Annotated in this window: 29 protein-coding genes, 1 other RNA gene and 1 other annotated feature; of the genes, 3 read left to right on the top strand and 27 right to left on the bottom strand. The window is 38.6% G+C overall.

The window, feature by feature from the left end:
- Positions 1–10: 10 nt before the first annotated feature.
- The 27 genes from JP39_RS02515 to JP39_RS02395 all read right to left on the bottom strand — a co-directional run bounded on the left by JP39_RS02515 (position 11) and on the right by JP39_RS02395 (position 20,560).
- Positions 11–376, bottom strand: a complete 366-nt coding sequence (locus tag JP39_RS02515) for an initiation control protein YabA (protein WP_041498778.1) — start codon at positions 374–376, stop codon at positions 11–13.
- 11 nt (positions 377–387) lie between these two features.
- On the bottom strand, positions 388–1,341 hold the full coding sequence (locus tag JP39_RS02510; RefSeq protein WP_041498779.1) for a DNA polymerase III subunit delta': 954 nt from the start codon (positions 1,339–1,341) through the stop codon (positions 388–390).
- A 2-nt stretch (positions 1,342–1,343) separates the two neighbouring features.
- Positions 1,344–1,670: a cyclic-di-AMP receptor gene (locus JP39_RS02505; protein WP_041498780.1), complete on the bottom strand. Its 327-nt coding sequence runs from the start codon at positions 1,668–1,670 to the stop codon at positions 1,344–1,346.
- A 3-nt stretch (positions 1,671–1,673) separates the two neighbouring features.
- A complete protein-coding gene (gene tmk, locus JP39_RS02500) occupies positions 1,674–2,324 on the bottom strand; it encodes a dTMP kinase (RefSeq protein WP_041498782.1) in 651 nt (216 codons plus the stop codon).
- Positions 2,325–3,008: 684 nt separating this feature from the next.
- A complete protein-coding gene (locus JP39_RS02495) occupies positions 3,009–3,296 on the bottom strand; it encodes a YaaL family protein (protein WP_041498783.1) in 288 nt (95 codons plus the stop codon).
- A 1-nt stretch (position 3,297) separates the two neighbouring features.
- The gene (gene recR / locus JP39_RS02490) at positions 3,298–3,897 is read right to left on the bottom strand and encodes a recombination mediator RecR (protein WP_041498785.1); all 600 of its coding nucleotides are present in this window, start codon (positions 3,895–3,897) and stop codon (positions 3,298–3,300) included.
- Positions 3,897–4,205, bottom strand: coding sequence for a YbaB/EbfC family nucleoid-associated protein (locus JP39_RS02485; protein ID WP_218022579.1), 309 nt, complete (start codon positions 4,203–4,205; stop codon positions 3,897–3,899). Before JP39_RS02485 ends, recR begins: the two co-directional genes overlap by 1 nt.
- A 32-nt stretch (positions 4,206–4,237) precedes the next feature.
- Entirely contained in the window at positions 4,238–5,947 is a 1,710-nt protein-coding gene (gene dnaX / locus JP39_RS02480) for a DNA polymerase III subunit gamma/tau (RefSeq protein ID WP_041498788.1), read from the bottom strand.
- A gap of 86 nt (positions 5,948–6,033) precedes the next feature.
- An RNA gene (ffs, locus tag JP39_RS12445) (signal recognition particle sRNA small type) lies at positions 6,034–6,116 on the bottom strand.
- Positions 6,117–6,159: 43 nt separating this feature from the next.
- Entirely contained in the window at positions 6,160–6,636 is a 477-nt protein-coding gene (locus JP39_RS02475) for a nucleoside deaminase (RefSeq protein WP_041498789.1), read from the bottom strand.
- Position 6,637: 1 nt separating this feature from the next.
- Positions 6,638–6,952, bottom strand: coding sequence for a hypothetical protein (locus JP39_RS02470; protein ID WP_041498790.1), 315 nt, complete (start codon positions 6,950–6,952; stop codon positions 6,638–6,640).
- A gap of 561 nt (positions 6,953–7,513) precedes the next feature.
- A complete protein-coding gene (locus JP39_RS02465) occupies positions 7,514–8,116 on the bottom strand; it encodes a class I SAM-dependent methyltransferase (RefSeq protein WP_041498793.1) in 603 nt (200 codons plus the stop codon).
- Between the two features lie 70 nt (positions 8,117–8,186).
- On the bottom strand, positions 8,187–8,555 hold the full coding sequence (gene rplL / locus JP39_RS02460; protein WP_041498794.1) for a 50S ribosomal protein L7/L12: 369 nt from the start codon (positions 8,553–8,555) through the stop codon (positions 8,187–8,189).
- Between the two features lie 41 nt (positions 8,556–8,596).
- Entirely contained in the window at positions 8,597–9,100 is a 504-nt protein-coding gene (gene rplJ / locus JP39_RS02455; RefSeq protein ID WP_041498795.1) for a 50S ribosomal protein L10, read from the bottom strand.
- Between the two features lie 50 nt (positions 9,101–9,150).
- Positions 9,151–9,270, bottom strand: a sequence feature (ribosomal protein L10 leader region).
- Positions 9,271–9,304: 34 nt separating this feature from the next.
- A complete protein-coding gene (gene rplA, locus JP39_RS02450) occupies positions 9,305–9,985 on the bottom strand; it encodes a 50S ribosomal protein L1 (RefSeq protein ID WP_041498797.1) in 681 nt (226 codons plus the stop codon).
- 103 nt (positions 9,986–10,088) lie between these two features.
- A complete protein-coding gene (rplK, locus tag JP39_RS02445) occupies positions 10,089–10,511 on the bottom strand; it encodes a 50S ribosomal protein L11 (protein WP_041498799.1) in 423 nt (140 codons plus the stop codon).
- A 671-nt stretch (positions 10,512–11,182) separates the two neighbouring features.
- Positions 11,183–11,728, bottom strand: coding sequence for a transcription termination/antitermination protein NusG (gene nusG, locus JP39_RS02440; protein WP_041498801.1), 546 nt, complete (start codon positions 11,726–11,728; stop codon positions 11,183–11,185).
- Between the two features lie 95 nt (positions 11,729–11,823).
- Positions 11,824–12,009: a preprotein translocase subunit SecE gene (gene secE, locus JP39_RS02435; protein ID WP_041498802.1), complete on the bottom strand. Its 186-nt coding sequence runs from the start codon at positions 12,007–12,009 to the stop codon at positions 11,824–11,826.
- A gap of 14 nt (positions 12,010–12,023) precedes the next feature.
- Entirely contained in the window at positions 12,024–12,173 is a 150-nt protein-coding gene (rpmG, locus tag JP39_RS12440; protein WP_082330626.1) for a 50S ribosomal protein L33, read from the bottom strand.
- 70 nt (positions 12,174–12,243) lie between these two features.
- Positions 12,244–12,804 carry a sigma-70 family RNA polymerase sigma factor gene (locus JP39_RS02430; protein ID WP_082330625.1) on the bottom strand — a complete coding sequence of 187 codons (561 nt, stop codon included), beginning with the start codon at positions 12,802–12,804 and terminating at the stop codon, positions 12,244–12,246.
- Positions 12,805–13,191: 387 nt separating this feature from the next.
- Positions 13,192–13,965 (bottom strand): 23S rRNA (guanosine(2251)-2'-O)-methyltransferase RlmB, encoded by a 774-nt coding sequence (gene rlmB, locus JP39_RS02425; protein WP_041498804.1) that lies wholly within the window; start codon positions 13,963–13,965, stop codon positions 13,192–13,194.
- The gene (locus JP39_RS02420; protein ID WP_041498806.1) at positions 13,946–14,359 is read right to left on the bottom strand and encodes a Mini-ribonuclease 3; all 414 of its coding nucleotides are present in this window, start codon (positions 14,357–14,359) and stop codon (positions 13,946–13,948) included. Before JP39_RS02420 ends, rlmB begins: the two co-directional genes overlap by 20 nt.
- The gene (gene cysS / locus JP39_RS02415; RefSeq protein ID WP_041498807.1) at positions 14,352–15,764 is read right to left on the bottom strand and encodes a cysteine--tRNA ligase; all 1,413 of its coding nucleotides are present in this window, start codon (positions 15,762–15,764) and stop codon (positions 14,352–14,354) included. The genes JP39_RS02420 and cysS overlap by 8 nt, the downstream gene beginning before the upstream one ends.
- Positions 15,765–15,850: 86 nt before the next feature.
- On the bottom strand, positions 15,851–17,347 hold the full coding sequence (gene gltX / locus JP39_RS02410; RefSeq protein ID WP_041498808.1) for a glutamate--tRNA ligase: 1,497 nt from the start codon (positions 17,345–17,347) through the stop codon (positions 15,851–15,853).
- Positions 17,328–18,602, bottom strand: coding sequence for a PIN/TRAM domain-containing protein (locus JP39_RS02405; RefSeq protein ID WP_041498809.1), 1,275 nt, complete (start codon positions 18,600–18,602; stop codon positions 17,328–17,330). The genes gltX and JP39_RS02405 overlap by 20 nt, the downstream gene beginning before the upstream one ends.
- A gap of 13 nt (positions 18,603–18,615) precedes the next feature.
- Positions 18,616–19,998 (bottom strand): DNA repair protein RadA, encoded by a 1,383-nt coding sequence (gene radA, locus JP39_RS02400; RefSeq protein ID WP_041498876.1) that lies wholly within the window; start codon positions 19,996–19,998, stop codon positions 18,616–18,618.
- A 19-nt stretch (positions 19,999–20,017) separates the two neighbouring features.
- Complete coding sequence (locus JP39_RS02395) at positions 20,018–20,560, bottom strand: dCTP deaminase/dUTPase family protein (protein WP_041498810.1); 543 nt, start codon at positions 20,558–20,560, stop codon at positions 20,018–20,020.
- Between the two features lie 440 nt (positions 20,561–21,000).
- Here JP39_RS02395 and JP39_RS02390 point away from each other — a divergent pair, with 440 nt between their 5' ends.
- Genes JP39_RS02390 through JP39_RS02380 form a run of 3 tightly spaced genes read left to right on the top strand, consistent with a single transcriptional unit; the run spans position 21,001 to position 23,350 of the window.
- Positions 21,001–21,303, top strand: coding sequence for a GNAT family N-acetyltransferase (locus tag JP39_RS02390; protein WP_041498811.1), 303 nt, complete (start codon positions 21,001–21,003; stop codon positions 21,301–21,303).
- Positions 21,304–21,993: a ribose-5-phosphate isomerase RpiA gene (rpiA, locus tag JP39_RS02385; protein WP_041498813.1), complete on the top strand. Its 690-nt coding sequence runs from the start codon at positions 21,304–21,306 to the stop codon at positions 21,991–21,993. It abuts the gene before it with no gap.
- 13 nt (positions 21,994–22,006) lie between these two features.
- Positions 22,007–23,350, top strand: a complete 1,344-nt coding sequence (locus tag JP39_RS02380) for a C1 family peptidase (RefSeq protein WP_041498815.1) — start codon at positions 22,007–22,009, stop codon at positions 23,348–23,350.
- Positions 23,351–23,840 lie beyond the last annotated feature (490 nt).

Below are 23,840 nucleotides of genomic sequence, written 5' to 3'. Positions count from 1 at the left end.
ATAGCTCCCCTTATCTAATATTAACTTTCTTTTTCTTACCTTTGTCGTTACTGCCATAAAGGACGTTGGTACAGAAGATACATTCTTCCTTGTCCTTACGGTGAGTTCCGTAGAATTGTTGGCAAACATGAAATCCTTTACGATATAAACTCTCAAGATTCAATCGTGAGTAAGATAATTCATTGCCTTTAATATCCTTGTCCTCATAACCCATTTTTTCCAAATGTTTACGAAGATTTTGATTCTCTATCTTTAACTCTTCTTTTTCTTCAAGAGCCTTGGATAGTTCCTCTTTCAGCAAAGAAACCTTTTTAGTTATATCATTCAATTGATTTGTGATTGTCTCAAATTCATCATATAAATCTTTCTCTGCCATGATTTCACCTACTAATCCACAAATTTTAATGATAAATCTTCTAAAATAGCCTGAAACGATACATTACTTTTCCACATTTGTTCAGCTGTAAATAAATCATCCGACATACTAACAATTTTCTTGATACCCTTTTGATCCAAGATATCCACCGACGTTAATGTTGATTTTTCTAAATTGTACCTAATTGATAATATATCACTAAAAATTTGATTCAACATGTCGAAAACCAAATGTTGTTGATCTTTATTCTCAACTAAAGGCATGATATCAGTCTGTATGTCGACAAAACTATTTATTTTTTGTTTGTTAACTTCTTTTAACCAACTCGCGAGTGCTGTACTCAAAGCTTGGTATTTATCGCCCGTAATACTTTCCAAATATTTAATATCGGTAACTTTTAAAGCTCGTTCTGCTTGGTCACTCTTAAATCCCACTGCAACCAAACTAGCAATTTCATCATCGTTACTCTGGTTCGACAGATGAAAAATCTGCACACGTGATTGGATAGTCGGTAAAAGTTGCTTAGCCGAATCGGCCAACAAGATAATCATCAGATTACCTTCTGGTTCTTCAATAGTTTTCAACAGATTATTCGCAGCTTGAACGGTCATCTTCTCAGCTTCGTCGATAATCAAAATTCTTCGTTTACCTTGCGTAGCAGCCATATTGGCTTCCTTTTTGAAAAATTTGATGTCGTCAACACCGATACTTTGCTTTTCGGTCTGAATCTCTAACACATCAGGATTATCGCCCAAAGCAATTGTCTGACACTTTTGACACGTTTGGTCAGGAGCACCATCTTGTAAATTTTCACAAAACTGACTCTGTGCTAACCAAATAGCCATCTGCTGCCTAATTTTGGATGAAGCATTGTCGATCAAATATGCGTGTGACAACATATTGGTCGAAATAATTTTTTTAAATTCATTAACAACTCGCGGTTGTTCTGTTAGTAAACTTTCCATTATTAGAATCTCACGAATTTATCAACTGGCAAAATAAAGCATGTTGCACCGCCAACTTGGACTTCAACTGGTTCGCTCAAACTGGAAGCAGCTTCGGGCATGAGAAATGTTGGAGTCACATATTGAACTCTGGTATGACAAGTTTTCTTGATTACAGCTAAAGCATCGTCGATTTTTTCCTCTTCGACACCAATCAAGAATGTACAGTTACCGGCTTTTAAGAAACCACCAGTCGATGACAACTGTGTAGCTCTAAAACCACCTTTAACAAGACTAGCTTGCAATTGTTGACTATCTTTTGATTGAATTATGGCTACAATGAGTTTCATGATTTATTCTCCTTTGTTAAAAATATTCGGAAATCTCTTAATTATGGCATCCAAAGCATCGGCAACAACTTTTTCCGGTGCTTGTTCAGCGTTAATTGTTTTTATTCTATCAGGATTAGCTTTAACAATCTTCATATATGAATCGTAAACCCGATTGTGGAAGTCGATAGCTTCACGTTCTAAGCGATCCATCGCACCCTCATGGTCTTTTCTAATACGTGACAAACCAACTTCAGGCGATACGTCAAAGTAAATTGTTAAGTCTGGCAAATGTCCATCAATGGCAAAATCGTTAATATCAGCGACTTCTTTCATCCCAATTTCACGGCCACCGCCTTGATAAGCAATGGAACTGTCGACAAAACGGTCGCTCAACATGATTTTGTTAGCTTGCAACGTTGGCAAAATAACATCAATCAAATGTTGACGTCTTGCAGCAGCGTACAATAAAGCTTCAGTTCTGGGGTCCATTTCTTCATCATGAATGTCTAAAATAATTTTTCTGATTTTTTCAGAAATGGAACTGCCACCGGGCTCACGAGAAAGCACAATCTCTTGGTCGGTCTTAGCCTGCAAAAGTGGCATTAGTGTTTTAAGAGCGGTCGTTTTACCTGCTCCATCTGGTCCTTCAAACGATATAAATATTCCTGACATAGATTAATCTCTCCTAGATGATTACTACTATTTTACTTGAAATTGGCTTGAAATGAAACTTTAGCTCTTGTTTTAGAAAAAACATATCTTGGGAATGCCGCCTTCGGGTGCGAGTGATGGAGTCCGCTGTGGGACCGGCTCGAGCCGAAGTGCGGTCTCGACCCTCGATTTTGAGCCGAAGTTCGCGTCTCAAAATCGTCCTGTGGCGTAAGGGCTGAAGCCCTAACGCCACTGTCACTGCTTGACTCCATCACTCGCACCCGAAGGCTAAGATATTCGTTGTTCTAAAATAATCCTGAGTTTAATTTATGCAATTTTATAAAATAATATAAATCATTTGTCTTCCTATCAAATAGGATAACGAATTTTTCCCTGATTCGAAAGTAAATAAAAAACCAAGCAATTCCCAAAATATCAGGAATAACTTGATTTCATTTATAATCATCTAAATTTTTAAATAACCGAACAACCAAAAGTTACACTAGCTTCCGGACACGAGAAGATTGTGCCCGCAGTGAAAGTGGTGTTAGGTCGGTGATTTTCCAGCCTTACGGCACAGGACGTATTTTGAAATTCGCGTACTTTGCGAAGTTCAAAATCGAGGGTCGAGACCGCACTTCGGCTCGAGCCGGTCCCACAGCAGGCACAAATCTTCTCGTGTCCGGAGGCGGCAGCCCTAACATTTTACCAGTGCTTTTCAGCGCGACTTGGTTGCTTCAAAAATGTATCTTCATCACCAAAGATAATGTTGGTTGTGGCTTTCGCAGTAGCTTTTCGTCTTCTTGCTTCTAAATACAAGAATTGATATTTCAACTGATCCAGTTTCAAATGAACTCTGGTCTCGTCGTCGACATCCACTGAATTATTGATCATTCGTTGGGTATTACCGATTCGTTGTTGAATCTGGTGAATATTGTCTAAAAGGCGATCATCTTCCATTTTTTGGACAGTTGCTTTTCTTCTACCAAACATGTTAAATCTCCCTGCGTCCTAAAACGGCACTCTTCAAGGTCATCTCATCTGCATATTCAATATCAGATCCGACTGCTAGTCCGTGTGCTAGTCTAGTTACTTTTATTCCTGCTGGCTTAACTAATTTGGCTAAATATTGAGCAGTTGCTTCTCCTTCTGGAGTTGCGTTTGTTGCGATAATCAATTCTCTGACGTTTTGATTTTCCTTCAAACGGTTTAACAACAACTTAATATTTAAATCTTCGGGGCCAACGCCATCAATTGGTGAAAGAACCCCTCCTAGCACGTGATACAAACCATTATAACCATTCATATCATCTAGCGACATGATATCTTTGGCCTGCTCAACTACCAAGATTGTCGATTGATCACGGTTCTTATCACTACAGATTGAACAAATTTCTTCAGTCGTAATGTTTCCACAAATTCGACATGATTTTAAATCAGTCTTAGCAGAAATCAGATTTTCGGCAAACTCATTAACTTGGTCTTTGTCCATTCCAAGGGTAAAGAATGCCATTCTAGTAGCAGTCTTGCGACCGATACCTGGTAACATCATATAACTATCAATTAATTTAGATATTGGTTCTGGATATTTCATTACATCAACCCGTTCGTATATTTACCTAATTTAGCTTGTTTATCATCGTCAACAGCTTTAAAAGCATTGTTTAAAGCGTCAATTAACATATCTTGTAATGTATCGGGATCATCTGGATCAATAATCTTTTCACTGATTGTTAGATCAGCAATCTTCTTTTCGCCAGTAACTTTAACTTTTACAAAATCGTCAACTGAACTACCGCTATACTCTGTCTTGTTCAATTCTTCTGTGGCTGATTGAACTTCTTTTTGCATCTTTTGAGCTTGGCGCATAATGTTGGCCATGTTGCCGCCCATTCCGCCCATATTTGGCATTCCTTTACTCATTGTAATTCCTCCTAGTCATCTTTTACATCAACTATATCGTCACCAAACAATTTTACAGCTTCGTCAACGGTGGGATTAGTTTTTTTAGTTTCTTCTTTAGATTTTACATTCTTTGGCTTATTAGAATCAATATTATTATCAATATATTCTTTACGAATATTAGGCCAATCTTTCTTCGGTACTAAGACGATCTGGCAGTCCTTTTTCAACAAACGACCAGCGTTATCAGTCAATTGTTGTAAGAACTCGCTATCCTCTTGAACTTGCTCGAACCATAACGCATAGTCAAAGGCAACGACAATGCCTTCTGGTGAAGCTGCGACTGGATCTGAGACTTTCATCATAGCACGTTGTGAGATAGAAAGCATACTCATTAAATCGGGCCAGATCTCCTTAGCCGAGTTCAAATCATCCTTAGTTGCGCTACCCAAGACTTTGTAAATCGCCGTCTTATTTAAACGTGTATTATTGTTAGCTCGACGATGTGTCTTTGGCTTAGCAGGCTCAGTCTTAACAACACCATTTGATAAATCTTTCATCTCATTTTGTAAGTGTGAAATCTCATCACGTAGTTTATCAATTTGTGTATTGTCAACTGGCTCTTCAGTCACTTCCGGTTGAGCAACTTCTTGGGCAACCTTAGGCTCACTGATTTTAACCGTTAAAATTTCCATATAAATATCAGTCTGGTTTGAATTCTTGATATTCTTTTGTGTGGCACTGACTTGGTCAACGATATAAAATAAGCGACTATTGTCAAACTTATCCGCAATTGCCAACAGTTCATCGGTCATAACGGACTTGTCCATTTGACTTGATAAATCAGAATTAGAATTGTAAAGAATCAAATTACGACAAACTCGAATAATCATTTCGGTAAATCTCAAGGCTGAACGACCACTGGCTAAAATTTGATACAAGCTAGTCAAGGCCTCAGCTGGTTTTCCATCCGCAATGGCAGTCATATATGAAACAATCTGCTCATTACTCAAAGCACCGGTAACTTCTTGGGCATTCTTAAGCGTCAATTCCTCGTCGCCATATGACAAAGCTTGATCCAAGATACTCAAGGCATCACGCATTCCACCTTCAGCAGAGGCAGCGATAATATTCAAAGCTTCTTCGTCATAATTAATTTTCTTATCATCCAAGATAAAAGTCATACGTTTCAAAATATCTTGACGTGAAATCCGACGGAAATTGAAACTTTGAGTTCTAGAAATAATAGTTGCAGGAATCTTTTGTGGTTCTGTAGTAGCCAAAATAAACATCACATTGGCTGGTGGTTCTTCCAACGTCTTCAATAAAGCATTGAAAGCACCTTGAGAAAGCATATGAACTTCATCAATGATATAGACTTTAAACTTAGCTTCAGTTGGTGCGTATTTAACTTTGTCACGAATATCACGAATCTCCTCGACACCATTGTTAGAAGCAGCATCGATTTCGATCACGTCGTTAAGACGATTTTCATTAGCAGCTTTACAAATCTCACATTCATTGCAAGGTTCACCGTCATGTGGATTCAAACAGTTAACTGCTTTGGCTAAAATTTTGGCACAAGATGTCTTACCAGTACCTCTGGGACCACTGAACAAATACGCATGACTGGTCATCTTACTAGCCACGGCATTGCGCAAGGTTTGAGTGATAACATCTTGACCGATTACATCAGAAAAAGTTTGGGGACGCCAAACTCGATAAAGTGCTTGATATGCCATTTTGACTCCTTCTAAGAAAAAACTGATACATAAATTTTAACACAAAAAAACTCCTAATCCTGAACAGATTAGGAGGCTAATATACATAACAAAAGGCACATGGCACACCTTACTTAGTGCTGCTTTCTTCCGAACCTGACACGATTCACAAGAGCACCATTGCCCTAAGGCCTTACGGCAATAACTATAATACTATAAATTACCGAAATATGCTACTTTTTGCGTCTAATTTCTCGAAAGAAATTCCGTAACAATGCTGCTGATTCGTCCGCTTTGACCTCGCTCAACACTGCTGGTTGGTGATTGTAGCGCGTCTCAGCCAAGAGATTATTAATAGAACCAACTGACCCAGCTTTAGGATCTTTGGCACCATAAATAACTTCTTCAATACGACTGTTAATAATCGCACCAGCACACATTGGACATGGTTCCAACGTCACAAATAAACTTGTATGCTCTAAACGCCAACTACCAACTTTGGCACAAGCAGCTTCAATTGCAATAATTTCCGCATGTTTGATGGCATTTTGAGTCTCTTCACGTTCATTTGAACCGCTAGCAATCACGTCCCCCGTTTGGTTGTCGACAATTACACAGCCAATCGGAACTTCACGTCTAGTTTCAGCTTTTTTAGCCTCTTCTAGGGCTAGATCCATATATTCATTTATTTTATCTTCTGTAAATATCATTTTAACCGATTAAATTAGTAACTTTCTTTTCTAAGTATTTTGGAAAAATTGGTGATTTGAGTTTGAGTTGGTCTTGTTCCTTTTGAATTTTCATAAGAATATCAAGCAATTCTTTCACTTGATCATCTGATAAAGTTCCAATAAATTGCATTATTTTTTCATTGCCGTGAAGATACTTCTCGACATAATCTTCCAACTTTTTGCGTTCATCATTGATTTTTTTATTCTTCAAGAACTTAACTAATGAATAAAATACCAAGAATAATCCTGCTGAAACAAAAGATAAAATAGCTACAATTAACATTTTCTTTTTCATTTGCAAACGCCTCCAACATGAATATAACACAATCAAGTGTGCCGTTTCCAGAGATGAGCGTATTCATCTGCTGCGCGGTACGGTCCGAGCCAAAGAACGGTCTCGAACCTCGGTTGAAGCCTTTTCAAAGAACGAAAAGTCTCCAACACGCCCGGTGGTGTAATGGCTAAAACCATAACGCCACTTTCGCGGCATATGAATACGCTCATCTCTTCCAACTAATTTATTTCTAAATTGAATTAGCAATTGAACGAAAATTTCAGATCATTCTAAAACAGGCTTGAAAATTAAATCAATTCAATTATATTTAAAATTTATTCTCAAGGCTCCGACTACTATTTATTGAATTCTCAAGAAATAACAAAAAATCAACCAAAGAGTCGGAAGGACTGAGAATATTTACCCGCTGTGGGTGTGGCGTTAGAGCTTTAGCTCTTACACCACCGGGCGAGTTTGGAGACTTACCGCACTTTGGTAAGGCTTCAAACCGAGGGCTGAGACCTTGGCTCAGGCCGGTCCGCATAGCGGGTAAATATTCTCAGTCCTGGAGACGGAAACCCACTAAACCATCTTGCTTCTTAAAATATAATATCCCTTATCCCGAGTCACAACTTCAACGTTGCCAAATGTTTTATCCATCAACTTCTTAGCTGAAGGAGCACCCTGTTTCTTTTGTAAGACAATCCAGAGTTCTCCATTAGCAGCCAAATAGTCCTTAGAATCGGCCAAAATTGACGTTACAACACTCTTACCTGCACGTACTGGTGGATTAGAGACGATCAACGCATACTTGCCTTCAACGCTCTTATAAGTATCTGATTCAAAAATCTCAACGTTTTTAACTTGGTTGCCACTGGCATTTTTCTTAGCCAAATCTAAAGCACGCAAGTTGACGTCAACCATTGTAACTTGGCGACTTGGTTGATCTTTAGCCAAAGCTAAACCGATTGGGCCATAGCCACAACCAACATCCAAAATATTACCACTCGGAATGTTTTGAAAATCGATTGCATCAATCAACACACGTGAGCCATAATCGACTGTCTGACGAGAGAATACTCCGCTATCAGACATAAAGTCGAAATTATGATTGCGCAAGGTAAAATTAAAATTCTTGATTTCATGTTCCAGACTTGGATCATTTTCAAAATATTGATTAGCCATACGTTTCACCTTTCCTTTTAAGGGTAAAAAAAAATCCTCTTACGAGGATTAATTTTATCATTAAAGTGTATTACTTCAATGTAACTGTAGCACCAACGGCTTCAAGTTTTGACTTCATTTCGTCAGCGTCAGCTTTAGCAACGCCTTCCTTGATAACCTTAGGAGCGCCATCAACTAGGTCTTTTGAGTCTTTCAAGCCAAGTCCTGTGATACCACGAACTTCCTTGATAACCTTAACCTTTTCTTGTCCAGCTTCTGTAAGTTCAACATCGAATGAATCCTTTTCAGCAGCAGCGTCTGCACCAGCAGCACCAGCAGCTGCAACAGGAGCAGCAGCCTTAACGTCAAATTCTTCTTCAATAGCCTTAACAAGGTCGTTAAGTTCTAGGATTGATGCATCTTTTAAATCATCGATAATCTTTTGTGTATCTAAAGCCATTATAGTATCCTCCAAATATTATGAGTTATAGTTTAATTTAATTAAGCGGCAGGTTCGTCGTCTTTGTCTGCAATGGCCTTAACAACCATAGCAAAGTCGCGAACTGGAGCTTGTAATACAGATACCAACATAGATAGCAAGCCATCTCTGTCTGGTAATGTTGCAAGTTCTTGAATTTGTTCAAGAGTTGCTGCTTTACCTTCGATGATTCCACCCTTAATTTCAACGGCGTCAACATCTTTGGCAAACTTAGCTGCTACTTTAGCAGGTCCAACAGGATCTGTTTCTGAGTAAGCAATGGCTGTTGGTCCAACGAAGTATTCTTCGAGACCTTCAACGCCGGCTTGTTCAGCTGCACGTCTTAAGATTGTATTCTTAATAACTTGCATTGTAGCGCCTTGTTCACGTAATTCTGCACGCATTTCTGTAGCTTGTTCAACTGTTAGACCTAAGTAATCAACAACGATTACTGATTTTGCGCCTGTTAGTTGTTTAGCAATTTCATCAACTTGTGCTTGTTTTGCTGCTAATACATCTTGCTTCATTATTACGTTTCACCTCCACAATTTTTTAGTTAATTATCTACAAATTTCGGCTTAAAAAAATAAAATCTCTGTGCCCAAGGGACACAGAGATTAAGTGAAATAATCTTCTGGCCTCGGCAGGATATTAAGACTTTCATCACCTGAGTCTTCGGTAGAAATCAACTATATTAATCTATCATTATTTTGGTAGTTAGTCAACACTAATTAAGCGTTGATCTTTAGACCAGGTCCAAATGTAGATGTCATGTTAACACTAACTACATAGCTACCCTTCAATGATGCAGGGCGTGCCTTCAAGATAGCATTATAGAAAGTATTGAAGTTTTCTGTAATTTTATCTGTATCAAATGAAATCTTACCGATTGGTGCGTGGATAAGACCGTTTGAATCAACACGGTATGTAACTTGTCCGGCTTTAATATCATTAACAGCCTTTGTAACATTCATTGTAACAGTACCTGTCTTAGGGTTAGGCATCAAACCTTTAGGTCCAAGAACACGACCTAAACGACCTACTTTAGCCATCATTGGTGGTGTTGCAACAGCAACGTCAAAGTCTAGCCAGCCGTCTTGGATTTTTTCAACAAGGTCATCAGAACCAACAATATCTGCTCCGGCTGCTTCAGCATCCTTAGCTTGTTGTCCTTCAGCGAAGACGATAACCTTTTGTGTCTTACCAGTACCATTAGGTAGTACGATAGCTCCACGAATTTGTTGATCAGCTTGTTTTGGATCTACATCCAAGTTAACAGCAACTTCAACAGTTGCGTCGAATTTAGCGAAGTCAACCTTCTTTAATAATTCAACAGCCTCTTCAGCAGTATAGCTTTTGTTTTTATCTACTTGTTTTAATGCTTCTGTATATTTCTTTCCATGCTTAGCCATGCTAAGTTCCTCCTTGCTTTGTGGTCTTTCGGAGAATTATATTTTCCCCTCCCACTTGTTAAGAATGCTTTCACATTCCTGTAAACTGCTTAAATCTAGTCTTTTACTTTACTTCAAAGCCCATACTTCTTGCAGTACCAGCAACCATACGCATTGCAGCTTCAACACTAGCAGCGTTTAGGTCTTTCATCTTGGTTTCAGCAATTTCGCGAACTTGGTCTTCAGTAACTGTGGCAACCTTATTTGTGTTAGGTTCGCCAGAGCCCTTTTCAACGCCAGCAGCTTTCTTCAATAGAACTGCAGCTGGTGGTGTCTTAGTAACGAAATCGAATGAACGGTCTTCATATACTGAGATAACAACAGGGATAATCATACCCTTTTGATCTTGTGTACGTGCATTGAAGTCCTTTGTAAAGGCAACAATGTTAATACCAGCTTGTCCTAAAGCAGGACCAACTGGAGGAGCTGGAGTAGCCTGTCCAGCAGGGATTTGTAATTTTACTACGTTAGCAACTTTTTTAGCCACGGTGCATACCTCCTTGTTCCGTGATGTGGTCATGATGAGAATCAAAATTTTCTCTCCCACATGTATGTCTCAAAAACATACGGTTTATATGGTAGCACGGTCTACCGTTGTTTACAATATTTATTTTTGGTTCCGTCTCCGGGGGCAAATAAATTTAACCTGCAGTGGGGACCGGTCCGAGCCATAGTGCGGTCTCGAACCTCGATTTTGAACCTTGCACAGTTCGCAAGTTTCAAAACTCGTCCCGTGGTGTAAGGGCTAAAGCCCTAACGCCACCTTCACTGCTGGTTAATTTACTTGCCCCCTCCGACTCTTGGGTTGCTTGATGTTTACTGTTTAATTCCTTACATACAATCAAACGACATATGAATTAATATTTATAACTAACTACTCAAGGTATTAATCCCAAAATATCGGTAACTCATCATCTATCATATTGCTTAATTATATATATGAACAAACTTCGTCACAGACCAACTAGCTGGAGGTTTGAGTGATGAAGACTGCTGTGGTAGTGGCGTTAGAAATGCGATTTTCCTTTCTTACACCACTGACGTATTTTGAGATTCGCGTACTTTGCGAAGCTCAAAATCGAGGCGCGAGACCGTACTTTGGCTCGCACCGGTCACATAGCAGACTTCGTCACTCAAAACCGGAAGCGGCAAACTTAATTAGCCTTGTTTCTCAACTGATGTAAAGTCAACTTCGGCTGATGTCATACGTCCAAACATATCAACATCAACTTTAAGTTTTCTGTGTTCGTCATCAATTTCAGTAATCTTACCTGTTGTGTCTGTGAAGGCACCGTCAGTGATCTTAACTGTTTCGCCAACTTCAAAGTCAGATGGTTTTTGTGAATCCATACCAAATTGGCTAAGAATGTTATCAATTTCTTCAGGTAATAGAGGTGCAGGTTTACTACCAGAACCGTGACTGCCGACAAATCCGGTAACACCTGGAGTATTACGAACGATAAACCATGATTCATCGGACATAACCATTTCTACTAGAACATATCCAGGGAAAGTCTTTTCCATTTCTTTCTTTTCTTTACCGTTTTTAACTTTTGTTTCTTCTTCTTCAGGAACAACTGCACGGAAAATGAAATCTTCCATACCCATTGATTGGGCACGTGATTCTAGATTTTCCTTAACTTTGTTTTCATATCCTGAATAGGTATGTAGTACATACCATTGTTTTTCGCCAGCTTCAGCCATAATTTCCTCCAAAAATTCAAAATAAAAAAACTCCGAACCATGTCGAAGTTTTTCTCGTTACAAACATAATAGCAAATTTTTGACACTCTTACAATCTATTTACCCATTACGAAGTGTTGTAACAATGCAATCAAGCCCCAGTCAACTAGAGCAAAGAAGACTGCGTACATTAGTGATGTAGCGATAACAGTCCAAGTATCACGCTTGTTTTCTTTAAATGTAGGCCAAACAACTAATTTCATTTCTTTGTTGACACTACCAAAAAATTTAAATAGTTTCATTTGTTCCTCCAGAGTTATCTTGTTTCTTTATGCAATGTATGTTTGCCACAGTGCTTGCAAAACTTTTTAACTTCTAGTCTTTCAGTACGACTAGGGTTTTCAGTGATTGTGTAATTTCTTGATCCACAAACTGTACAAGCTAAGGCAACTTTTCTTAATCCCATGTTTTTCTCCAAAATCTAAACTTAATCTTATTAATTGTAAACTCTGGAACTGGGTTTGTCCATTGCAATATCATGACAAATGATTATCTTGTTGTTCTTTAATTTTTCTTTTACATCTTTGAGCTGCCGCTTTAAGAGCTTTAACATCACAGTCAGCTTGGAGACATGCATCATCTAATCGTGTGCGACCATAGACATATCTTAGGGCAATTAACTCTCTAAGATTCATCGCTGTTGTCGCAATTCGAATATTATCAAAATCCTCGACCGCATTCTTATGACTTGGGGTAGTCATTTTAGATTGGTCGATTTCATCAAGTGATTCTGTTAAACCATTGACCTTCCTTTTATTTGCATTTTCATATCTGATCAAATCAATAATACAATGTGTAAATTTCATTTTGAAAAAACTACCAAATTTGGATCCAGTAGAACCATCAAACAATTGACATGATTGAAAGCAACTAAAATAGGCTTCTTGATACCAGTCATCACGTTCGTAACTAGTTATGAAATACTGCTTTGCCAAGTTATCAATCATCGGACGGTACTTATTAACCAATAAAACTAGAGCGGGTGAATTACGGTCATTTCTTACTTGTTCGATCAATAATGATTCTTCACTAAGCATTAGATAAATTTATTACGGACAATAATTTTACACTTATAAGATTACAGGAGTTATTTTTGTTATTCTAGCGAACGTTTGTTTACAAAAAAAACGAATGATATTTAATTATTTAGGTTATATAGTGCCTGCCGCCACGGGTTGTCAGTAATGCAGTCTGCTATGGGGACCGGTCCGAGCCAAAGTGCGGTCTCGAACCTCGATTTTGAACCTTGCACAGTTCGCAAGTTTCAAAACTCGCCCCGTGGTGTAATGGCTGAAGCCATAACGCCACCTCCATTGCAGCTGTATTACTGACAACCCGTGGCTAATTTATTTTGAGGAACAAAAAAAGATATATCCGTCTACTTTGGATATATCTAATATTAAAAATTTAAATACTTAAAACTGTTAAGCGTTTCTTGATGCAAAAGCTTGATACAACAAGATACCTGTAGCAACACTTGCGTTCAAACTTTGTACATGTCCTACCATTGGAATGTTCAATGTTTGGTCTGCTTGCTTCAATACTAATGGAGAGATTCCCTTACCTTCGTTTCCGATGATTAGAGCTACTGCTCCTTTGGCATTCCAGTTACGGTAGTTGTCGCCTTCCATAGCTGTTCCAAAGACCCAGACGTTTCTCTCTTTTAGTTCTTTAATTGTATTAACTAAGTTTGTTACACGGACTACTGGTACGTGTTCGATGGCACCTGTTGATGTCTTCGCTACGGTTGATGTTAAACCAGTCGATCTGTGCTTTGGAACGATAATTCCATGAACGCCAACGGCATCGGCTGTACGCATGATTGAGCCTAAGTTATGGGGATCTTCAATTTTATCTAGGATCAGGATGAATGGATCTTCGTTCTTCTCTTCGGCTCTCTTGAAAATATCTTCTAACTCGGCGTATTGATATGGGGCGATATATGCGGCCATACCTTGGTGATTTCCACCGTCACTGATGTCATCTAGTTTGTTCTTAGGTACTTCTTGAACAATTAAACGGTCTCTCTTAGCTAACTTGATAGCTTCGGCGATATGTTCACTTGAAAGTCCTTTTTGAACTAAAACTTTGTTAACTCGTTGATTTGCGGTTGCTGACTTCAATAATTCGATTACTGAATGGACACCGTAAATTAATTCTTTTGCTTCACTGTTACTATTATTTGAACTGTCTGTCATCTGCTTCACCTGTCTCTACTTCATTTATGCACCATTGTGCTAGTTCTTTCACACGTTCTTTGTTGCCAGTAATATCTAAATAGCCAAAAACTGCTTCAAAACCAGTGGACATATGATATGTGACGACACTTGTATTCTTTGCTTTGGTTTGCTTTTTCGCATTACGACCGTTCTTGTAAATACGAATCTCTTGTTCAGATAAAACGTCATTATCAAGCATCAATGTGATTAAAGATGCTTGTGCTTTTGCGGAAACGTAATGTTTCGCTTGGTGCTGTAATTCGTTAACTTTAACAATATTTTTGGAAAGCAAGTGTTCACGAATAAATACTTCATAAACTGCATCCCCTAAATATGCCAAAGTTACGCCATTAAATTTCTTAACATCAGTCATTAATATGCCACCGTGTTCCTTGTGGTGTATCCTCTAAGATCACACCCATATCCTTTAGTTGGTCACGTAATTTATCGCTGGTAGCAAAATCTTTATTTGCTCTAGCTTCATCACGTGCATCGACCATTTGTTGAATTTCTTCGGATAAATCTTGTTGGTCTTCATCCAAGTTGACACCCAAAATACTAGTCAATTTAACCATAGCTTCTAGGATAACATTTGCAGCATTTTTAGCAACCGTCTCTTGAGCAGCAGTGTTGTTAGCGAGGCTGACCAAATTAAAGATTTCTGTCAAGCCATTTTGAACGTTAAAATCATCATTCATAGCAGCTGTAAAGTCAGCAACAATCTTGTCAACTTGTGCTTGTGTATCCTTGATATCAGTGGCATCTTCAGCTCCATCAAGACGGAACTTCAAGTTGTTGTAAGCAGTCTTAATCTTATCCAAATTATCGGCAGCTTTTTGCAAATTAGCTTGAGAATATTCAAGTGGACGACGGTAATGTGTTGACGACAAGAAGAATCTCAAAACTTGCGGATTCGTTGATTTAACTAAATCGTGAACAGTTACAAAGTTTCCCAGTGACTTGCTCATCTTTTCGTTATTTTCAACTGTAACAAATCCGTTGTGCATCCAATAATTGACAAATTTCTTACCAGTCTTAGCTTCACTCTGGGCAATTTCATTTTCGTGGTGAGGGAATTCCAAATCTTGACCACCACCATGGATATCAAAAGTATCGCCTAAGTATTTAGTTGACATCACTGAACATTCAATATGCCAGCCCGGACGGCCTTCACCCCAAGGAGAATCCCATTTGATTTCATTTGGCTTAGCTTTCTTCCAAAGTGCAAAGTCGATTGGATCTTGCTTCTTGTCGAATTCAGAATCGCCAACATGTTCACTGGCGCCTTCAACTAATTGGTCGATATTTTGATCAGACAATTCGCCATAGTGTTCAAACTTACGAGCACGATAGAAAACATCCCCTTGCGATTCATAGGCATAACCCTTATCAATTAAATCTTTAATAAAATCAATGATTTCTTGAATGTTATCCGTTGCGCGAGGGTTGATAGTTGCACGTTGGACGTTAATTGCATCAATATCTTCATAGAAAGCTTTGATAAAACGGTCAGCTACTTCGGGAACAGTAATGCCCTCGCGGTTAGCTTCTTTAATCATCTTATCGTCAACATCGGTGAAGTTAGAAACAAATTTAACGTTGTAACCTAGAAACTCTAAATAACGACGAACAGTATCGAAAGCAACGATTGAACGCGCATTACCAATATGAATGTAGTTATACACAGTTGGTCCACAGACATACATATTAACTTGTTTAGGTGTTATCGATTTAAATTCTTCTTTTTCACGCGTTAAGGTATTAAAAATTTTCAACATAATCTTCACCTATATATAAAAAAGGGGTTGAGGCAAACTAAGTTTTCCTTCAACCTCTTTTTCTGTTTTATTTTATTTGAAACGAATTATTTCATTTCATTCAAAGTCTTGTCGATATTAGCAAGAGCTTTTTCTTTACCAAACAATTCGATAGTTTCAGCAATAGCTGGACCATGCATTGTTCTTGTTGCAGCAATTCTAGCTGGCATGTAAAGTTTTCTACCTTTGACACCAGTATCAGCTCTAACTGATTGAATAGCAGCCATGATTTGTGTTGCTGTGAAGCGGTCAAGTTTTTCTAACTTACCCTTCAAATCTTCAATAGCTGTCTTTGAATCGTCGTCAACAAGTTCTTTTTGTTCGTCATCTGTTAGGTGTTCTGGTTGGTTGAAGAAGACATCTGACAATTCAACGATTTGTTGTGTGTAACTCATTTGTGGCATGTAAAGTTCTGTTAAATGTCTAACCCATTGAATTTCATCTGTGCTTGGATCAGCAGGAATACGTTTTGCTTCAATCAAGTTTGAAAGTACTAAGTCAGTAATTTCAGAAACGTCAGCACCCTTAACGTATTGGTTGTTTACCCATTCAAGTTTCTTTTGATCAAACTTAGCAGGTGATCTGCTCAAACGGTGTTCATCAAAAATCTTGATAAATTGCTTTCTTGTGAATAACTCATCTTCACCAACTGGTGACCAGCCAAGCAAAGTAATGAAGTTAAACATAGCTTCTGGTAAGTATCCTAAATCACGATATTGTTCGATGAATTGGAGAATTGATTCATCACGTTTACTCAATTTCTTACCAGTTTCAGTATTGATGATAAGTGTCATGTGACCGAACTTAGGAGCTTCCCAGCCAAGTGCATCGTAAATCATCAATTGTTTAGGTGTGTTAGCAACGTGATCATCACCACGAAGAACATGAGAGATTTCCATCAAGTGGTCATCAACAACAACGGCAAAGTTGTATGTAGGCATACCGTCACGCTTTTGGATAACCCAATCGCCACCGATAGTATCTGATCCGATTGAAACTTTACCTTTAACGATATCGTCCCATTCGTAGTTCTTAGCATGTGGTACGTGGAATCTGACAACTGGTTGTAATCCAGCATCTTCAGCTTCTTTGATCTTAGCAGCCTTTTCGTCTTCAGTCATACCTTCGAATTCGTATTCGTAGTGTGGCATTTGACCATTAGCTTCTTGCTCTTCACGCATCTTTGTTAGTTGTTCTTCAGTCAGATATGATTTGTAAGCCAAGCCCTTTTCAAGTAATTCATCGATATACTTTTGATAAATTGCTTTTCTTTCTGATTGACGGTAAGGACCATAATCTCCACCGACATCTGGACCCTCATCCCAATCAACACCAAGCCATTTAAGGTTTTCTAGTTGACTCTTAGTACCGCCTTCAACGTTACGCTTTGTATCTGTATCTTCAATACGGATTACGAAAGTTCCCTTGTGACTACGTGCGAATAAGTAGTTAAAGATAGCTGTTCTAGCGTTCCCAATGTGCAAGTGACCTGTTGGACTTGGTGCATATCTTACACGAATTTTGTTATCTGACTTTTTTGCCATTTCTGTGTTCTCCCCTTTTATTTCTCGAGTTGTTTCGATTTGAATTCCGGTTGCCATTACTGTTGTTATTGGAGCTATTGGAACTGCTGTTACGGTTATTGGAATTCTCCTTGGCGCTACTCTTTTCTTGGATACCATGCATTGAATGTTTAGGCTTTGCAAAAATCATTTTACCAGCATCAGTTTGCAATGCACTAGTTACAACGACATCGACGTCCTTGTTAATGAAGTATTTACCTTCTTCAACAACGACCATCGTACCATCTTCTAGGTATGCAACACCTTGCTCTCTTTCAGTACCCTCTTTAATAACTTTAACAGTCATTGTTTCTCCTGGCAAAACCATAGGTTTCAAAACTTTGGCTAATTCGTTAATGTTAAGTACTTGAACATTTTGAAATTCACTTACCTTACTTAAATTATAATCATTTGTGATGACAGCACCACCGATTTCTTTAGCTAATTTAAGCAATTTCATATCCACTTCTGGAATATTATCATAATCTCGTGTTGTTGTTTCATAATTAATCGTTTGATCCATCTTGATTTCGTTCAAAATATCCAAACCACGACGACCACGTTCACGTTTTTGATTATCGCTGGAATCAGAAATCAATTGTAATTCATGGACAACGAAGTCCGGAATCATCAACTTACCTTCCAAAAATCCAGTTTGTGCTAATTGATGAATACGACCATCAATAACGACAGAAGTATCCAAAATCTTATATGGATAATAGTCCTTTTTAGCTGAACGACGAGTTACCTCACCCTCAGAAGCAATCCCATTATTCTTTTCTGCTGTTTTATTATTGTTAGTATTACGTTTTGAAATCGAGAAATTACTCCAGTCATTACGACGACTAGTTCCCATTCTAAAACCAATCCATCCAAAGACAATCATTAAAATGACTGGGATGACGTTTGAGAACATATTGTGCATCATATAGAACGGAATCGAAATGATGTTGGCCAAAATTAAGCCACCGATTAAGAATCCTGATCCGTAAATGATCCAACCAGGGGATCTCGAATTGAGATATTTCTCAATCTGTTGGTTTAAATCTAAAATTGGTTTAACAAACAAGAACGACAAAAAATAAAATATAATACATCCAATAAGTCCATCAAAATAGCCGTTGTTGATAAAAGCAATTCCTGCTAAACCTGATACTTCCCACAAACTAGGTAAAACAGTTATCCCGACTGCGATACCTAATAGTGCAAAAATTATATTTACTACAATCTTTCGCATAGAAACCTCCTCATTAAAAAATTTTCTTCATTGCATCTGATACTGTACTGACACCGATTATTTGAATTTTACTGTCTTTTGACCAGTCACCTTGGTTATTCTTGGGAACAAAAATTCGTTTGAAGCCTAATTTTTCAGCTTCACTGACACGTTGATCAATTCGATTGACACGACGTACTTCACCGGTCAAACCAACTTCACCAACAAAACAATCTGTTCCAGAAATCCCGATATTCTTGTAACTTGATGCAATCGACATTGCTAAAGCCAAATCAATCGCAGGTTCATCTAATTTTACGCCACCGGTTGACTTCAAGTAAGCATCCTGATTTTGAAGCATCAAGTTGCCACGTTTTTCCAACACGGCCATGATCACTGAAACGCGGTTGTGATCTAAGCCAGTGGCGGTTCTCTTAGCATTTCCAAAGACTGTTGGCGTTATTAGCGACTGAATTTCAACTAAAATTGGTCTCGTACCTTCCATTGAAACAACAACCGCAGAACCATTGGCATCGGCTAAACGTTCTTCCAAGAAAATCTCTGATGGATTAGCCACTTCGACCAATCCTTTAGTACGCATTTCAAAAATACCGATTTCATTCGTTGAACCAAAACGGTTCTTAACCGAACGCAAAATACGGTAACTATGATGGGTGTCCCCTTCAAAGTATAAAACAGTATCAACCATATGTTCCAAAATTTTTGGACCAGCAATGGCACCACCTTTAGTCACATGTCCAACGACAAAAACGGTGATATTTTGTTGCTTAGCAATGTTCATCAATTCCGCTGTAACTTCACGAATTTGTGAAACACTACCAACAGCTGACGTTATCTCCGGTTCATCCATTGTTTGAACAGAATCAATAATCAAATAGTCAGGGTGCATTTCATCGATATTTTCACGGATATAACTCATATCTGTCTGTGGATAAAGATACAAATTATCGCCCGTAACGCCGATTCGGTCAGCACGCATCTTAATTTGAGAAGCACTCTCTTCACCAGAAACGTACAAAACTTTACTGCCATCCCTAGCTAATTGACCTGATACCTGCGTCAAAAGCGTTGATTTACCAATACCAGGGTCACCACCAATTAAGATTAATGATCCCGGCACGATACCACCACCAAGCACACGATTCAACTCGCCAAGTTCAGTCTTAACACGAGGTTCCTTTTCAAACGAAACTTCACCTAACTTAACCGGCTTAGATTCGACATCACTGACACGACGACTAGGTGATGCATTAGCTTTACTTATCTTAGCAATATCTGGTTGGTCAATTTCTTCAACCATTTGATTCCAAACGCCACAGTTAGGGCAGCGTCCGAGATACTTTGGGGAAACATACCCACAATTTTGACATACGAATTTTGTTTTAGCTTTTGCCAATAAAATAGTTCCTTTCTTATTATATTCCTGAAGAACCAAATCCTCCATGACGTTTTGTTAATCCACCCTCGTCGTCATCGGTTGTAAGGTATTTGATGAATATTCCTTGGGCTAAACGTTCACCTTTTTTAACAGTGTAATCAACTGGGAAAAAGTTGATCAATTGAACAAACAACTCACCCTCGTTACTGTCATTATTATAATAATCTGCATCGACAACGCCAATACCATTAGGAATTGATAAACCACGTTTCAATGGATTGCTGGAACGACTAGCAATAATCAAAACTTCATCATCTTGCATATAAGCTTTGACACCGGTTGGTACCAATACTGGCTTGATTGATTTTTGAACTTCAGCAATTTTGTCGTCATCCATTTTGCCCTTATTTAGCAAAAATTTCAAAACATTCAAAACACCAAATTTCCAAATTGAGGGAACAACAAAATCTTCGGAACTCTCAATATCGTAACCTGCAGCATTTTTAGTTTGACGAACTGGTAAATTGATTCCTTTACCTTCGTATTTTTTAACAATTTCAAATCCACGTTTTTTTGTCAAATTGAAAACTCCTTAAGTATTGTATGAAGCCGTCTCCAGAGATGAGAAATATTCACGGGCTGTGCGGACTGGTCTCAAAATACGTCCGGTACTAAGCACGATACCACAGCATCCCCAACGATTTAGAATATATCAAATCAAAAAAATCGGAAGAGCTGAGAGTATTAACCAGCTGTGAAAGTGGCGTTATGGCTTTAGCCATTACACCACCGGGCGAGTTTGGATACTTGCGGTCTGTGCAAGTATTCAAACCGAGGGTCGAGACCGCACTTTGGCTCGGGCCGTTCCGCATAGCAGGTTAATACTCTCAGCTCTGGAGAAACAAACCTTCAGTAACTAAAATAATAGCATTTTAACCACTATAAAACTATTCATTACACTGACTTTCTTCTTATAATAGAGTAGTATAATATTAAATTAATCTAGCAGGAGGTAATTTTATGGAATTTAAACATGAGGATGGTCGTTTCTTTTTACAGGACGGCGATAAAATGGCCGGTGAAATCACATATTCAACTGTTAAAGACGGAGTGATTTCAATCGATCATACTTTTGTCGATGATGACTATCGTGGTCAAGGATTGGCTGGAAAACTTCTCAATGCAGTTTTGGATTACGCAGATTTGAAGAGTCTTAAGATCGTTCCCGTTTGCGAATATGCTAAAGCTTCTTTCAAGAAGAAACCAGAGATCAGATTTTTGTTAGCAGAAAATTACCAAGAGCTTTTAAAGGGGGAAAAATAGTTGGATCAAAATGAATTAAAGCAGGCCGTTGGTATTAAGTCCGTTGACTTTATCCAAAGTAATAGTGTTGTAGGACTTGGTACTGGCTCCACGGTTTATTACATGATTGAGGAACTCGGCAAGAGATATCAAGCTGGCGATATCAAAAATATCGTTGCTGTAACCACTTCTTCTCGCTCTGAAAAACAAGCTAAGTCGCTTGGCATCCCAACCAAAGATTTAAATGATGTCGACCACATCGATTTAACCATTGATGGTGCCGATCAAATCGACAAGAATTACCAAGGTATCAAAGGTGGCGGTGCTGCCCACTTGCTTGAAAAGATGGTCGCAACTAATTCCACCAAAAATATTTGGATCGTTGACCAATCAAAATTGGCTAACACCCTAGGCAGTTTCCCATTGCCACTAGAAGTAATTCCTTTCGGTTGTGAAAAGACCTTTGCAGACCTTCAAAAAGAAGACCTACATCCCGAATTTCGTTTAAATGACGATGGCAAACGCGTTTTGACACATAATAAAAATTACGTAATTGATTTAAAAATGGGCGAAATTACTCACCCTCACCTATTAGCCGAATGGTTAGATCATCAAGTTGGAATAGTTGCACATGGACTATTTCTTGATATAGTTAATACCATTATCGTCGGTTATGCCGATGGACCAAAAGTAATCGATAATATCAGATAGAGGAGAGAATTGTATGACTAAAGAAATCACATCATCAGAATTAGATAATTTTAAAAACGCTTTTGAAAACACACCAGGTTCTTCAGCAATTAAAAACGCTGTTGCTAACAATGGTTTGTTCAAATCAAGTGAAACAATTGCATCTAAAGTTGCTATGGACCCTACTTTCTCAGTTGAAATTGATACTGGTAAAGTTGCCGACCAAAAACAATCTGGATTATGCTGGGTTTTCGCAGCATTGAATACTATGAGACACCCTCTTCAAGATAACTTTAAGATCAAGGGCTTTGAACTTTCACAAGGTTACATGCTTTTCTGGGACAAACTAGAAAAATCTAACTACTTCTTCGAAAATGTTATCAACACAGCTGCTTTACCAACTGGCGACCGTAAAGTCGACTTCCTAATGGCAACACCTCAACAAGATGGTGGTCAATGGGATATGGTTATGGCACTTGTTCAAAAATATGGTGTCGTTCCTAAGGCCGTAATGCCAGATACATTCAGTCGTACAAACTCATCTGAACTAAATAACGTTCTTAACAAGAAATTACGTAAAGACGCTATCATCTTGCGTAACCTTGTTAACGACAACAAGTCTGAAGAAGACATCGAACGTAAGAAGAACGAATTACTAAGTGAAATCTACAAGATTTTGGTTTACACAGTCGGCGTTCCTCCTACAAAATTTGACTGGGCTTACCGTGATGACGATAAGAACTATCACAAAGAAACAGGCATCACACCTCAAGAATTCTTCAAGAAGTATGTTGGCTGGGACTTAGACAGTTACATTTCAACAATCAACGCTCCAACAGCTGACAAGCCATACAACCACGTTTACACAGTTGAAATGCTTGGTAACGTAATCGGCGGACGTCAAGTACGTCACTTGAACCTTGAAATCAATGACTTCAAGAAACTAGCCGTTAAACAACTCCAAGCTGGCGAAACAGTTTGGTTTGGTAGTGATGTTGGCCAAAGTTCAGATCGTAAGATTGGTATCATGGATACAAACATCTATGACCTTGAGGGCCTACTAAACACTGACTTGAAGATGACAAAGGCAGAACGCCTTGACTACATCGAAAGCATGATGACACATGCCATGGTTATCACCGGCGTTGATTTAGACGAAAACGGCAACCCATTGAAGTGGAAAGTTGAAAACTCATGGGGTGAAAAAGTCGGAACAAAAGGTTACTTCGTAATGAGCGACTCATGGTTCGACGAATTCGTTTACCAACTAGTTATCAACAAGAAGTACTTACCAGAAGACCTCAAGAATACCTTTGAAACAGAATCAAAAGAACCAAAAGTATTAGCACCATGGGATCCAATGGGAGCATTAGCATAGAGAGCGGAGACAGGGCGGTCAGCTCCCGAGCATTTTCGTAATTAAGTGAATTGCACGCCGAACTTAGCGGGCGATTTGCTTAATTATGAAAAGCGGAAGGAGTTGCCCTGTCGTAGCTCGTTTCAATTAGAGAGCGGAGCAGGCCTGGGAATTTCCGAGCATTTGCTTAACTTCACGAATTGTCCACGTACTTTGCGGATGATTTGGGAAGTTAGGCAAAGCGGAAGAAATTGGCCTGCGCAGCTCGTTTCAGAGCCACCGCCTATTTAAAAATACAATTATCAAAAGTCACAAATTACATCGTCTTTCATTGACCAATGTAATTTGTGGCTTTTTCTATAATCTATATGAATATCTGCGAATACCTGCAACAAGTTATCAACTAGCACTACATGTTAAAGAATGTTTTCCCCTTTTCAACCAACTAGCCTCCGGTCACCAGAAATTTCACCCGCAATGAAGGTGGTGTTAGGAGTTTACTCCTTACTCC

It is taken from the genome of Companilactobacillus heilongjiangensis (assembly GCF_000831645.3).
GTDB classification, from domain to species: Bacteria; Bacillota; Bacilli; order Lactobacillales; family Lactobacillaceae; genus Companilactobacillus; species Companilactobacillus heilongjiangensis.
Note: the sequence above shows the minus strand (reverse complement) of the source record. Positions and strands in the feature narration are given on the sequence as shown.